Origin of the sequence: Vibrio sp. 10N.222.54.A3, from assembly GCF_041474095.1 — a bacterium.
Taxonomy (GTDB): Bacteria; Pseudomonadota; Gammaproteobacteria; order Enterobacterales; family Vibrionaceae; genus Vibrio; species Vibrio crassostreae_C.
Genome location: NZ_JBFRTN010000060.1, coordinates 29,457 through 43,607, shown reverse-complemented (window position 1 = coordinate 43,607; position 14,151 = coordinate 29,457). Strand labels below are relative to the sequence as shown.

The following is a 14,151-nucleotide window of genomic DNA, read 5'->3' as shown; positions in this document are numbered from 1 at the left end:
TGCAGGGATGTAATTTTTTTTCAAAAAAAGACTGATATTCATTCTTATTTACTTGAGTGCTTTGAAAATATGCAATTACACGAGTTGGTCAATACTATCGGCCAAGACCTTCAACGCCGTTATGGCGAGAAAGTCCACAAGCTGACGCTTCACGGTGGTTTCAGCTGCCCAAACCGAGACGGGACCATTGGTCGTGGAGGCTGTACTTTTTGTAACGTGGCCTCCTTTGCCGATGAACAAACTCAAATTCAAAGTATTGCTGACCAGCTAAAAGATCGTGCGGGTGAGATTGCTCGTGCCAAGAGGTATTTGGCTTACTTTCAGGCGTACACCAGCACTTATGCTGAGGTGCAAGTGCTCAAGAATATGTATGAAGAGGCGCTAAAAGCACCCGGTGCAGAGATCGTTGGTCTTTGTGTTGGCACGCGACCAGACTGTGTGCCTGATGCGGTGTTGGATCTGTTAGCGGGCTACGTTAAACAAGGCTATGAGATTTGGCTCGAGCTTGGCCTGCAAACCGCCAATGATAAAACCCTCAAGCGAATTAACCGCGGCCACGATTTTGCAGTGTATGAAACGATCACCCAACGCGCACGCGCTTTAGGTATCAAGGTATGTACTCACCTGATTGTTGGTTTACCAAAAGAAAATAAAGCGGATAACCTTGAAACCTTAGATAAGGTATTAGCGGTTGGCACCGATGGCATTAAGCTGCACGGCCTTCATATAGTAGAGGGCAGTACCATGGCTAAGGCGTGGAAGGCAGGAAAGCTAGAAGCCCCAAGCCTTGAAGAGTACATCGATATCGCGAGTGAGATCATTCAACGCACGCCTGCGGACGTGGTTTATCACCGTGTTTCTTCAGCGGCGAGACGCCCAACCTTACTTTCTCCTTTATGGTGTGAGAACCGCTGGTTAGCGATGACTGAAATAGGTCGTTCGTTGGATAAAACCGGTGCTCAAGGCATCAAAACGGGCTCTGCATTCGAGTACACGTTGCCTGTTTTAAACGCGGCCAATTAATAGAAATGGGTGACTGTAGGTAACAGCAGATAAAACCAATAAATAGTGGTAACATTTCCCTAACAGATTTTATGGTATAGATTGAGAGTAAATGGAACTGGTAATGACTTGGTTGTGGGACAGGGCGTATGGCTACGGTATTTATATCGTTGTTGTATTGCTGATTGCTCTCATCTGCTGGCATCTCTATTCTCGTTATCAGTCGCATATCGAAACGCTTCTACTTGCTACCCCGTCGCCACTCTACTTTGTTGATGTTCGAAGTGGCGAAATACTCTATGCCAATCGCCAAGCCATGCAGTTGCTTGGTATCCGCCAAATCGGTGTTAATTTTCGCTTTCCTACTGTGGAAAGCGAGAACAGCTTTCGTCACTACTTAACCAACCACATCAACTCTCGAGCCTTCGAGCAGGTCTCCCTGTGGGCGCTTTCTGAATTTGAGTCGTTCAAGATCAACTTGATCGGTCGTAAGATCCATTTTAGAAATAAGCAGGCTTGGATGATTCACGCCTCACCTTATAAAAACACTAACGAAGAACTGTCCCAAGAAGTTCGAGAACTGAATGTTGCTCGTACCGCTTTGGATTCTTTGTCTGAGCTGATCTACGTGAAAGATCAGAAAGGTCAGTTAGTGACGAGTAATCGCTCGTTTAAAAAGTTTTGGCATGGTCGTGCTGAAGAGGGCACCCTGAGTGTTTCTGGTGGAGTATTAAAAGGTCGTGTAAGTGAACGCTCTTGGACTACAGATCAAGATGGAAAAAGCTGCTTGCTTGAAACCTACCAAAGTGTGCTGCTTTCCCAAGATGGAGAAACCATCGGCACGCTCTCTATTAGCCATGATGTGACCGATTGGCATGACATGCAGCAGAAACTGCGTGGCGAGATGGAGAAGCGAAAAGATACCGAAGTGGCACTTGCGCAGCGTGACACCATCTTGCAAAACCTCCTGGAGGCCAGCCCAGACTCGATTGGTATCTTTAATGAAAACATGGTTTATCAAGCGTGTAATAAACCATTTGTGGCTGCGCTGGGTATCTCTGAAGTCAGTGACTTGATCGGTAAACGTTTACAAGATGTGGTGCCACATAGCATCTATACGCGAATATCAGAAACCGATCATCAAGTGCTTCATCAAAGTAAATCACTGCGTTATATCGACAAAGTGGTCTCAAGTGATGGAACATTTATTTGGTATGATGTAGTCAAATCACCGTTTAGAGATCCAGCATCGAGCACTAATGGTGTGTTGATCATGGCGCGTGATATTACAGAGCGTTATCTAGCAGAACAAAAGCTTGAAGAAGCCAACCTTGAACTTGAACGCCTCAGCTTTATGGATAGCCTGACTAAAGTGTCTAACCGACGTCGTTTCGATGAACAGCTCTCTACACTGTGGCATTATCATGTGCGTGAGAAGCTGCCACTGACGATCATGCTATGTGATATCGACTTCTTTAAAGGCTACAACGACTTTTACGGACACCAACAAGGCGATGATGCTTTGATTCAGGTTTCTCAGGCATTTAAGCAGGTGTTGAATCGTTCATCTGATTGTGTGGCTCGTTATGGTGGTGAAGAGTTCGGCTTTATTCTGCCAAATACAACGACCGAAGGTGCTCAGCTGGTGGCGCAGCGTATTCATGATGAAGTCCTAAAATTGGAACTTGCGCATGAGAAGTCGACAGTCTCTGAATTCATCACGGTGAGTATTGGTATTATCTCTTACATTCCTACACCTGATGATGAAATGGAATCGGCTGTTGCCTTGGCTGATAGTGCGTTGTATCAAGCGAAATCAGACGGTCGCAACCGTTCAATGGTGCATCCATACTCAATTCGCTAACGCTATAAAATTGGCAATTTGATTATCCCCGGCTATTTTTGCTTAGTTAGTATTTGTATTGGTTAATTAACCTTCGAAATTACCGCTGAACACTTGCTGCGTGTGATGTAGCTAGCTTACCTCCCATCTTCAAACAGGGTAGAATGTTGCTAGTCTTATCGCATGGAGCGCTAAATGAAACCCATGAAAAATCTTGCCCAGTATTACGTGGATCTACTCGTAAAACTGGGGATTGTCCGCTTTTCTATCTTACTCGCCCTAGCGCTTGTTGCCCTAGCTGTTGTTGTGCAAGTCGGTATCACCCTTGCACTCAAAGGCAATGTTGATGACATCGACATTGTCCGTTCAGTTTTCTTCGGTTTAGTGATCACGCCTTGGGCGGTTTATTTTCTGTCAGTGGTCGTGGACCAGTTGGAAGAATCACGTCAAAGGTTAGCGAAATTGGTCTCTAAACTTGGCGACATGCGTGAGCGAGACCAAGAACTCAACAATAAAATGCAGCTCAATATCGAGAAGCTTAATCAAGAAATTGAAGAGCGTGAAAAAGCGGAAGAAGCGCGCGCAGAAGCAATGCAAGATCTCGAAAACGAGGTGTTCCAGCGCGAGCGTACTCAGCTTGAACTCGCAGAACGTACTGCACTGTTACGCTCGTTTATCGATGCCTCGCCTGACCTTATTTACTACCGTAATGAAGATGGTGTGTTCTCTGGTTGTAACCGTGCGGTTGAAGAGCTCACTGGTAAAACAGAAAAAGAGCTAGTTGGTTTAACTCCTTGGGATGTTTACAGTAAAGAGGTCGCTCAGCAAGTTGTTGAAACCGATAAGAAAGTATTTGCTGACAACCAAGCACTGACTTATGACCAATGGCTTGAATACCCAGATGGCCGCAAGAGTTACTTCGAACTGCGTAAAGTGCCTTTCTACAGCAAAGATGGTCGTCACTTGGGCTTGGTTGGTTTTGGCCGCGATATTACTGAACGTAAAGAGCATCAAGAGTCGTTAGAAAAAGCCAGCCGCGATAAGACCACCTTTATCTCAACTATTAGCCACGAGTTAAGAACGCCGCTCAACGGCATCATTGGCTTGAGCCGCATGCTGCTTGATAGCCAACTGACCACCGAACAGCGCAAGCAGATGCAAACCATCAAGGTGAGCGCGGTGACACTGGGTAATATCTTCAACGATATTATTGATATGGATAAGTTCGACCGCCGTAAGCTTGAACTCTTCCCTACGCCTATTAACTTTGAAGATTTCGTTGTCGAGATCGAAAGTATCTCTGCGTTGATGGCTGAGCAGAAAGGGTTAAGGTTCGATCTAGAAAGATTGTCTGATCTTCCAGCTGCTGTTGAGGTGGATGGTACTCGTCTTAGACAGGTACTGTGGAACCTTGTTAGTAACGCGATGAAGTTCACCAAAGATGGTGGAGTGGTGATGACAGTCAGCGCCGACATTGATGGTGACTTTGCCAACATTACGATGGAAGTGGAAGATACTGGTATTGGTATCCCTGAAAGTGAAATCGAGAAGATCTTCGCGATGTACTATCAGGTGAAATCGGGCACGGACAACTTGCACGCTGTCGGCACGGGTATTGGTCTCGCTGTCTCTCAACAGCTAATTAATATGATGGATGGCCACATTGAAGTCATCAGTGAAGAGGGCTTTGGCAGTACCTTTACGGTTTCGATTCGAGTTCCAGTGAATCACGATACTCAGGCTCTGATCAAAACGCCAAGAAAACAGTCGAATCTTAAGATCTTTATGGTCGAAGACATTGAACTCAATATCACAGTGGCTCGCTCTCTACTTGAAAGCCTTGGCCATGAAGTGACAGTCGTGATGACGGGTAAAGAGGCGCAAATTGCTTTCAATCCTGAAGACTATGATTTGGTGTTGTTGGATATCCAACTGCCAGATATGACGGGTTTCGATATTGCTCAATACTACCGCGAGAAATACAGCCAGCTACCGCCTTTGGTGGCGTTAACTGCGAACGTATTAAACAACAAGCAAGAGTACTTCCAGAAAGGCATGGACGAAGCGATCAGTAAACCTTTGTCGGTTCGAGCTATCCAAGATGTCATCAGTGAACTTATCGAAGATGCACCAGAGGTAATTGAGAAGGTAGCGGGCACCGATAAGGTTGAGAGCATTGATAAAGTCGACGCGAGTAAGCCTTTTCTTTCAGAAATTGATACCACTTTGCTTGATATTGATATGCTAGAGTCTTATGTTGATATTGTTGGATCGAAACCGGTTTTGGATAGCATCGCGATGTTCGAAGATATGATGCCGGAGTATCTGGAAATATTGAACTCCAACATGGTCGCGAAAGATAAAGCCAGTATCGTTTCTGAAGCACATAAGATTAAAGGTGCAGCAGGTTCTATTGGCCTGAAACGCATCCAACAAGTTGCCCAGAAAGCTCAATCTCCAGATATGCCTGCGTGGTGGGAGAACATTTCAGATTGGGTTGATGAGATAAATAACGAATACCAGAATGACATTGAAGTCTTAAAGAGTTGGTTAAACCAAAGGTAGAAGAATAATGAAAAAATTAGCATTCGCCGCATGTGTAGTGGCATTAGCGGGTTGTTCTACGCCACAAGTAGAATGGCAGCAAGATAATCAAGTCGAAGTATCTGCAGCAACAGTTACCATGAAAAGCAACCTTTGGCACAACAAGATGCCAACGATTGGCGAGACTCAAGATAAGACCCTGCATGGTTCTATCTACCTAGAGTCAGACTCACAACTGCCAGCAACGCTTGCGGTTGAGAGTGTTACGGTTAAACAGGGTGCAGACACCTTGTTGGTAACGGCTGACGATCTTGATTTAAGAACACACAGTGAAACTCAATGGGAAGTCGCGTTTGTATGGCAGTTAGAAATCGACAGTGATAAGCCTGTTGATGTAGCGGTGGAACTTAAAGATGGCGAAACCGTGAAGTGGCTAGTAGAGAAAGACGTTAAGGTGGATACGGTTTACTAAAACCTTATCCAATTAAGAACAATAAAAAAGGGAGAATGCGTTGGCATTCTCCCTTTTTAATAACTATTGATGACGCTTCTAATGTTCAAAGTACTTACTGGTGAGTAGTGCTAAATGGTCAGAAGCGCGAATCGAATTAGTCTTCTAGGTCACCACAAAAGCGGTAGCCTTCACCGTGAATCGTTGCAATGATTTCTGGCGTACCAGAAACAGATTCAAAGTGCTTACGAATACGACGGATTGTTACGTCTACAGTACGATCGTGTGGCTTAAGCTCACGGCCTGTCATCTTCTTAAGAAGGTCAGCACGTGTTTGGATCTTACCTGGGTTCTCACAGAAGTGAAGTAGAGCACGGAACTCTGAACGAGGTAGCTTGTAGCCTTCGCCATCTGGGCTAACCAGAGAACGACTGTTGATATCTAGTACCCAACCGTTGAACTCATACTTCTCAACGCTACGCTTCTCTTCTTGAACAGAGCTTGTGCTCATTGAACGGTTCAGAAGGTTGCGTGCACGGATAGTCAGTTCACGAGGGTTGAAAGGCTTAGTGATGTAGTCATCAGCGCCGATCTCTAGGCCAAGGATCTTATCAACTTCATTATCACGACCAGTTAAGAACATAAGCGCTACGTTTGCTTGCTCACGTAGTTCACGCGCAAGTAGTAGGCCATTCTTACCTGGAAGGTTGATGTCCATAATTACAAGGTTAACTTGGTTGTCAGATAGCACTTGGTGCATCTCTTCACCGTCGCTAGCCTCAAAAACAGCATATCCCTCTGCTTCAAAAATACTCTTTAGAGTGTTACGAGTTACTTGCTCATCTTCAACGATAAGAATCTGCGGGGTTTGCATTTGGCGGTACCTAAATTTGTGACGAAACTGTGCTAATAGAATAAATTCTAGGCAAAAACATAACATACAGGTAATGTATTTTTGATGATAACTTAAAGTTTTCAAAAAAACACTTACTTCCAGCTATCTGCCTTCCTTGAAGTATTGCCCAATAACGTAGATCCAGTACGCCTTTCAATCATTCTTTTAGTGATTGGAGTGGATTCTATAATGTTAACAGCATGCTAACAACGCGAGAATGTTAATTCCATTCACTTTGTTGATTTACATCAATTGCCGTATCGCAACAAACTTTAATAGTATGGCTACAACTTAACCAATGTTATGGTGACTATTTAGCACCAAAACAAGAATGATTATTCGAGATGCTTCGCACATCTTGCCTGCTAAAGACCGGATTATGAACCAAGGAAGCTGAAAGCTGTCTTAAGAGTCTAGTAGATAAATATGCTCAATCAACTTTTATTGAGTAATAAATTGAGCATAGAACAATGAAAACAAAGGATTAATTTTAATAACATATAAAAGCATAGAGGCTAGCCTGACATAACCGGTAACGCCTTACTCACGGAGGATATATGCACGATATAACACCCGACTTGTGTGATGAGTTTGAAAGCGAAGTCACCCTACTGAACATGCCATTGCAGAACTTCGGCCAACGTGGTGCGTTCTTTGGAAAAATTGTAACAGTTCGTTGTTATCACGATAATTCCAAGGTTCGCGAGGTTTTAGAGACCGACGGCTGTGGCAAAGTGCTTGTCGTTGACGGAAATGGCTCATGCCAGAAGGCGCTGCTTGGCGATCAACTCGCTATTCTCGCGATAGAAAACGGTTGGGAAGGCGTGATTGTAAACGGTGCGGTGCGTGATGTAGGCATGATGTCGCAAATGGACCTTGGCGTTCAGGCGTTAGGTGCATCGCCATTCAAAACAGAGAAACGCGGTGTCGGCCAAGTGAATGTGACACTCTCTATACATAATCAACTGATTCAGCCTGGTGACTATATTTATGCCGATTGGAATGGCGTGTTAATTTCATCTGAGCTGTTAATTGAATCGTAACTGATTCAAATTGAATGCCGTTGATAGATTAGAACGGGGAATGGTTTGTGATGTGCTAAAAGTTTGGATCTCAATCCGCACTAATCTGTTAATAAAGAACAAGCTAAAGAGACTAAAAGCGAAACCCTAGTCCCACTTCAACACCTTGCTGCCACTCTTCATAATCAAGGGTGGCATGCAAATCTAGGTTATCTGTTAGTTGCACTCGGCTGGAAACCTCTGCGGCTACCGATTTCTCATTGTCTTCGGTCTCGTCTTTATAGGTGTGTAGAGAACTGTTAAAAGAGACTCTTTCTGAGAACTGATAACTGACACCACTCAAGAATCCACTTTCCTGTTTCAGTGCCGCACTATTGATACGTGTACCGACGTAAAGATCCACATCTGAAAACAAGCTATAAGAGTAGCCACTGTCTATCTTCCAAGTATCGAAGCTTTCACTCGACGCGTTTTGTGTGGAGATAAAGAATTTATGAGAAGAACTATCGATTTGGCTGGGTAGTATAGGCAAGCGGTTCGCTGAACAAACAACAGGCGTAGCAAACGCTAAAAGAATAAGTAATCTCTTCATTTCCCACTCCTGATGTCATTATTATTGTTCTTCGAACGTTATCGTTCAATTAAAGCACAGAACTTGTACGTTCGCTGCACAATCGATATAGCATTTCGTTATGACTATATATGCAATTGATCACTCTTGCCTGTTCAATGAGTAAATCCAGTATCTTAAGTGAAGGTTTATACAGGGTGTTTTATCCCTTAAATGACGGTTTGCTCTGAAAAACGGTGCGAATGTAAAAAAAACGCAACTTTTCATTGACGTCCAGTGGTAAAAATTGATACACGTAGAGTAAAGCACAAGCAGAGAATTTGATATGCAGCACGTAAGCCACCTAGTAATGACCACAACCATTATTATTACCGACATTAACATTGTTGGGGCAGGCTGCTAAGTAACGGATTTTAAAAAAAAGGCCTGTATCCAACAAGATACAGGCCTTTTTTTGTACCATTTTTATGACTTATGGAGAAAGGGATGCGCGTTTTAAAGTTTGGAGGTTCATCATTAGCTGATGCAGATCGTTTTTTACGAGCGGCTGATATCATCGCTAATAATGCCCAGCAAGAAGAGCTAGCCGTTGTACTATCGGCTCCAGGAAAAACAACCAATAAGTTGGTCGCTGTTATTGAAGCTGCACTGAAAAATGGTGAAGCTGACGCACAGATTACAGAGATCGAATCTTCATTTAACACACTGTTTGCAGAGATCAAAGCGGTCGTGCCTTCTATCGATGGTGCCGCGTTTCAAGAGCAGGTGGATACCTCTCTTGCTCAGCTAAAGCAGTTCGTGAATGGCATCAACCTACTTGGTATGTGCCCGAACCACGTTAATGCTCGCATCATCAGTAAAGGTGAGCGAATCTCAATCCAGTTGATGAAAGCGGTACTTGAAGCGAAAGGCCAACCAGCAAGCCTGATTGACCCAGTTCAATACCTATACGCTAAAGGTGATCACCTTGAAGCTATGGTCGATGTGGACGTTTCAACTCAGAACTTCCGTCAGTCGCCACTGCCTAAAGGTCACGTAAATATCATGCCGGGCTTTACGGCTGGTAACGATAAAGGTGAGCTAGTCACACTCGGCCGTAACGGCTCTGATTATTCAGCTGCAGTGCTAGCAGCGTGTCTACGTGCTGATTGCTGTGAGATCTGGACAGATGTAGACGGCGTTTACAACTGTGACCCGCGTTTAGTGGATGATGCTCGTCTTCTTAAGTCATTAAGCTACCAAGAAGCGATGGAGCTTTCTTACTTTGGCGCTTCGGTTCTACACCCGAAAACTATCGCGCCTATCGCACAATTCCATATTCCTTGCCTAATCAAAAACAGCTTCAACCCACAGGGTGCAGGTACTTTGATCGGCCAAGACACTGGCGAAGATAACCTAGCAATCAAAGGCATCACTACGCTAAGTGACCTAACGATGGTTAACGTATCAGGCCCAGGTATGAAGGGCATGGTTGGTATGGCGAGTCGTGTATTCGGCGCGATGTCTTCTGCCGGCGTTTCTATCGTCCTTATTACTCAATCTTCTTCAGAGTACAGCATCAGCTTCTGTATTGAATCTGCTGATAAAGTGAAAGCGAAGCAAGTGCTATCAGATGCGTTTGAACTTGAGCTGAAAGATGGCCTATTAGAGCCTGTTGAGTTCATGGACGATGTCGCGATTGTTACGCTAGTGGGTGACGGTATGCGCACTTCACGTGGCGTGGCGTCTCAATTCTTCTCTTCTTTAGCTGAAGTGAACGTCAACATCGTTGCTATCGCGCAAGGTTCTTCTGAACGTGCGATCTCTGCGGTTATCCCTGAAGACAAAATCTCTGAAGCGATCAAAGCGTGTCACGAGAACCTATTTAATTCTAAGCACTTCCTTGACGTATTCGTTGTTGGTGTTGGTGGTGTTGGTGGTGAGCTTGTTGACCAGATCCAACGTCAACAAGGCAAACTGGCTGAAAAAGGCATCGTGATTCGCGTATGTGGTTTAGCAAACAGCAAAGGCTTGTTGCTAGATAGCGATGGTCTACCGCTAGAGCAGTGGCGTGATCGCATGTCGAGCGCGACAGAAGAGTTTAGCTTAGCGCGCTTAAATGCACTTGTTCAACGTAACCACATCATCAATCCAGTATTGGTTGACTGTACGTCTAGCGAAGGCATTGCGGCGCAATACGCTGATTTCCTAGCGGCTGGTTTCCACGTGGTAACACCAAATAAGAAAGCAAATACAGCGAGCATGGCTTACTACCATCAGCTTCGTGAAGTTGCACGTAATTCACGTCGTAAGTTGATGTACGAGACAACAGTAGGCGCAGGTCTACCGGTCATCGAAAACCTACAGAACCTAATCTCTGCGGGTGATGAACTTGAGAAATTCAACGGCATTCTTTCTGGTTCACTGTCTTACATCTTCGGTAAGCTTGATGAAGGTATGACACTCAGTCAAGCAACCAATATTGCTAAAGATAACGGCTTCACTGAGCCGGATCCTCGTGATGATCTGTCTGGTATGGACGTTGCGCGTAAGCTGCTTATTCTTGCTCGTGAAGCGGGCATGGCACTTGAGCTTGAAGATGTTGAAGTTGACCAAGCATTGCCACCGGGTTTTGATGATTCAGGCACGGTTGAAGAGTTTATGGCTCGCCTACCAGAAGCGGATGCTTACTTCAAAGAGCAGTCAGCTATCGCAGCAGAAGAAGGTAAAGTACTTCGTTATGTGGGTGAAATCGCTGAAGGTAAGTGTAAGGTTCGTATCGCTGCTGTTGATGGCGACGACCCAATGTTCAAGATTAAAGATGGCGAGAACGCATTAGCATTCTACAGCCGTTACTACCAACCAATCCCTCTAGTACTGCGTGGCTACGGCGCGGGTACTGAAGTAACAGCTGCTGGCGTATTCTCTGATGTGATGCGTACTCTTGGTTGGAAATTAGGAGTTTAAGAATGAGTTCAAGTGATATGGATGTTGTCGTTTATGCTCCTGCATCAATCGGTAATGTCAGTGTAGGGTTTGATGTGTTGGGGGCCGCTGTGTCTCCAGTGGATGGCACGTTGCTAGGTGACCGAGTTATGGTTAAAGCCGATGATGAACCATTCTCACTTAAAACTGCAGGCAGCTTTGTTTCTAAGCTACCAACTGAAGCAAAAGAAAACATCGTTTACGACTGCTGGGTGGTGTTCTCGAGAGAGCTTGATAAAAAAGGCGTTACGCTAAAGCCTTTAGAAATGACACTAGAAAAGAACATGCCTATCGGTTCAGGTTTGGGTTCTAGTGCATGTTCAATCGTCGCGGCACTGGATGCGCTAAACCGTTTTCACGGTCAGCCCCTGAATGAAACTGAACTGCTTGCTCTGATGGGTGAAATGGAAGGCAAGATTTCAGGTGGTATCCACTACGATAACGTTGCGCCATGTTACCTTGGTGGTGTGCAGCTCATGCTTGAAGAGCTAGGCATCATCAGCCAAGAAGTACCGTGTTTTGACGACTGGTACTGGGTAATGGCTTATCCGGGTATTAAGGTTTCAACGGCTGAAGCGAGAGAGATCCTACCATCTCAATATCGTCGTCAGGATATTATTGCTCATGGTCGTCACTTAGCGGGCTTTATCCACGCGTGTCATTCAGGTCAACCTGAACTGGCGGCGAAGATGATCAAAGACGTGATCGCTGAACCATATCGTGAGAAACTGCTTCCAGGGTTTGCTGATGCTCGTAAATACGCGCTGTCAGCTGGGGCACTGGCTACTGGTATTTCTGGTAGTGGTCCAACTCTATTTAGCATTTGCAAAGCACAAGATGTCGCCGAGCGTGTTGCACGCTGGTTAGAACAAAATTACGTACAAAATGAAGAAGGATTCGTTCACGTTTGTCGCCTAGATAAGCAGGGTTCGATCGTTACAGGAAGTGAGTTATGAAACTGTACAACATCAAAGAAAATGATGAACAAGTCTCTTTTGGCCAAGCCGTTCGTCAAGGCTTAGGCCGTAATCAAGGTCTATTTTTCCCATCTGAACTGCCAAAGTTTGATGATATCGATGCGCTGCTAGCAGAGGACTTTGTCCCTCGTAGCTCAAAGATTCTGTCAGCATTGATTGGTGATGAATTACCAAAAGAACAGATCGACCAAATGGTGGATGCAGCGTTCCAATTCCCTGCACCAATCAACCAAGTAAAAGACGGCGTTTACGCGCTTGAGCTTTTCCACGGTCCAACACTGGCGTTTAAAGATTTCGGTGGCCGCTTTATGGCTCAATCTTTAGCAGCTGTTTCTGATGGTGGTCAAATCACTATCTTAACGGCAACATCAGGTGATACTGGTGCGGCGGTTGCGCATGCTTTCTACGGCATGGAAGACATCAATGTTGTGATTCTTTACCCGAAAGGCAAGATCAGCCCACTGCAAGAGAAGCTGTTCTGTACGCTTGGCAAGAACATCCACACTGTGGCGATTGATGGTGACTTTGATGCGTGTCAGGCTCTAGTTAAAGACTCATTTGATGACGCTGAACTGCGTAAAGAGATCGGTCTTAATTCGGCAAACTCGATCAACATCAGCCGTTTAATGGCTCAGATCTGTTACTACTTTGAGGCGGCTTCTCAGCTGACTAAAGAGCAACGTGAAAACCTCGTTATCTCTGTACCAAGTGGTAACTTTGGTAACCTAACAGCTGGTCTATTGGCTAAAGCGCTAGGTCTACCTGTTAAGCGTTTTATCGCAGCAACTAACGAAAATGACACTGTTCCTCGTTACCTAGAAACAGGTCAATGGGATCCAAAACCGACTGTTGCGACAACATCGAACGCGATGGACGTAAGCCAACCAAACAACTGGCCTCGTATCGAAGAGCTTTGCCAACTGAAAGGTTGGGGCTTAGATACACTAGGCAAAGGTAAAGTATCTGACGAGCAGAGCGCTGAGTCAGTTCGCGACCTAAAAGCACAAGGTTACCTATGTGAACCACATGGTGCGATTGCTTACCGTCTACTGGAAGAGCAACTGCAAGAGAACGAAACTGGCTTGTTCCTGTGTACAGCACACCCAGCGAAATTCAAAGAAGTGGTTGATGACATCCTAGGTTCTGATATCGAACTGCCTGGCCCGCTAGCAAAACACGCGGCGATGGAATTGTTGTCTGAAGATCTTGATAACGATTTTGAAGCGCTAAAAGCTGTGCTTCGTCGAGTTCAACCGTAACGTCCATTTGTTTTTCGAACAAATAAAAACGGCGCTCAATGAGCGCCGTTTTTGTATTCTAATTTAAGCTCTAAAAATTATAGAGACTCAGTGAACGTACGTGCGATAACGTCACGTTGCTGTTCAGTTGTTAGAGAGTTGAAACGTACAGCGTAACCCGATACACGGATAGTTAGCTGTGGGTAGTTCTCTGGGTGAGCAACTGCGTCTTCTAGCGTTTCACGCTTAAGAACGTTAACGTTTAGGTGTTGACCACCTTCGATGCGTGGTGCTGCTTCGATTGCAACTTCACGGCTTTCGTACTCGCCTAGGTCTGCAGCTGAGATAACTTGGTCAGCTTCGAAACCTGCAGTAGCAACAACACAACGAGCTTCATTCTTCTCGCTATCTAGTAGCCAGATTGAGTTTAGTAGGTCATCGTTTGCTGCTTTAGTAATTTGAATACCTTGGATCATAACTATCTCCTAGTCCACTGAATGTGGTTTGATTATGGTGTTAACTTTCGATTTTTATTGAGCTGGGTAATATATACCTAATATTAGTAAGGTTAACATTGATTCAAGTCAAAAAACAACCAAAAACCATATTTTCACAAAGGTGATTATATTGAGGTAAATCAATAA

The 14,151-nt window shown here is 44.8% G+C and carries 11 protein-coding genes, 1 pseudogene and 1 other annotated feature; of the genes and pseudogenes, 8 read left to right on the top strand and 4 right to left on the bottom strand.

The features are described from left to right. Nucleotides 1–69: 69 nt before the first annotated feature. The 4 genes from AB4507_RS13365 (at nt 70) to AB4507_RS13350 (ending at nt 5,861) form a co-directional block, all read left to right on the top strand. The gene (locus AB4507_RS13365; RefSeq protein WP_372182822.1) at nt 70–1,023 is read left to right on the top strand and encodes a TIGR01212 family radical SAM protein; all 954 of its coding nucleotides are present in this window, start codon (nt 70–72) and stop codon (nt 1,021–1,023) included. Between the two features lie 91 nt (nt 1,024–1,114). Next, nucleotides 1,115–2,866, top strand: a complete 1,752-nt coding sequence (locus AB4507_RS13360; protein ID WP_372182821.1) for a diguanylate cyclase domain-containing protein — start codon at nt 1,115–1,117, stop codon at nt 2,864–2,866. Between the two features lie 174 nt (nt 2,867–3,040). Then, nucleotides 3,041–5,410: an aerobic respiration two-component sensor histidine kinase ArcB gene (gene arcB / locus AB4507_RS13355; protein ID WP_372182820.1), complete on the top strand. Its 2,370-nt coding sequence runs from the start codon at nt 3,041–3,043 to the stop codon at nt 5,408–5,410. 7 nt (nt 5,411–5,417) lie between these two features. Continuing rightward, the gene (locus tag AB4507_RS13350) at nt 5,418–5,861 is read left to right on the top strand and encodes a hypothetical protein (protein ID WP_017070077.1); all 444 of its coding nucleotides are present in this window, start codon (nt 5,418–5,420) and stop codon (nt 5,859–5,861) included. A 136-nt stretch (nt 5,862–5,997) separates the two neighbouring features. On the opposite strand, the gene arcA is transcribed toward AB4507_RS13350, so the two are convergent. Continuing rightward, nucleotides 5,998–6,714, bottom strand: coding sequence for a two-component system response regulator ArcA (gene arcA, locus AB4507_RS13345; protein ID WP_004741534.1), 717 nt, complete (start codon nt 6,712–6,714; stop codon nt 5,998–6,000). Nucleotides 6,715–7,143: 429 nt separating this feature from the next. Continuing rightward, nucleotides 7,144–7,245 (bottom strand): annotated as a pseudogene (locus AB4507_RS13340) (ribonuclease activity regulator protein RraA); the annotation flags it as partial. A gap of 47 nt (nt 7,246–7,292) precedes the next feature. Here AB4507_RS13340 and AB4507_RS13335 point away from each other — a divergent pair. Then, the gene (locus AB4507_RS13335; protein WP_017059310.1) at nt 7,293–7,778 is read left to right on the top strand and encodes a putative 4-hydroxy-4-methyl-2-oxoglutarate aldolase; all 486 of its coding nucleotides are present in this window, start codon (nt 7,293–7,295) and stop codon (nt 7,776–7,778) included. Between the two features lie 112 nt (nt 7,779–7,890). Here AB4507_RS13335 and AB4507_RS13330 read toward each other — a convergent pair whose 3' ends face one another. Beyond that, nucleotides 7,891–8,349: a ribonuclease regulator gene (locus tag AB4507_RS13330; RefSeq protein ID WP_372182819.1), complete on the bottom strand. Its 459-nt coding sequence runs from the start codon at nt 8,347–8,349 to the stop codon at nt 7,891–7,893. Nucleotides 8,350–8,666: 317 nt separating this feature from the next. Continuing rightward, nucleotides 8,667–8,785: a sequence feature (Thr leader region), on the top strand. Between the two features lie 29 nt (nt 8,786–8,814). Between AB4507_RS13330 and thrA the strand changes: the two genes are divergently transcribed. The 3 genes from thrA to thrC are packed head-to-tail and all read left to right on the top strand — an operon-like array spanning nt 8,815 to nt 13,528. Continuing rightward, complete coding sequence (gene thrA / locus AB4507_RS13325; RefSeq protein ID WP_372182818.1) at nt 8,815–11,274, top strand: bifunctional aspartate kinase/homoserine dehydrogenase I; 2,460 nt, start codon at nt 8,815–8,817, stop codon at nt 11,272–11,274. Nucleotides 11,275–11,291: 17 nt separating this feature from the next. Continuing rightward, complete coding sequence (gene thrB, locus AB4507_RS13320) at nt 11,292–12,248, top strand: homoserine kinase (RefSeq protein ID WP_372182837.1); 957 nt, start codon at nt 11,292–11,294, stop codon at nt 12,246–12,248. Beyond that, nucleotides 12,245–13,528 carry a threonine synthase gene (gene thrC / locus AB4507_RS13315; RefSeq protein ID WP_017059314.1) on the top strand — a complete coding sequence of 428 codons (1,284 nt, stop codon included), beginning with the start codon at nt 12,245–12,247 and terminating at the stop codon, nt 13,526–13,528. Before thrB ends, thrC begins: the two co-directional genes overlap by 4 nt. 77 nt (nt 13,529–13,605) lie before the next feature. Here the strand turns inward: thrC and grcA are convergent, their stop codons facing one another. Then, nucleotides 13,606–13,983 carry an autonomous glycyl radical cofactor GrcA gene (grcA, locus tag AB4507_RS13310; protein ID WP_017059315.1) on the bottom strand — a complete coding sequence of 126 codons (378 nt, stop codon included), beginning with the start codon at nt 13,981–13,983 and terminating at the stop codon, nt 13,606–13,608. Nucleotides 13,984–14,151 lie beyond the last annotated feature (168 nt).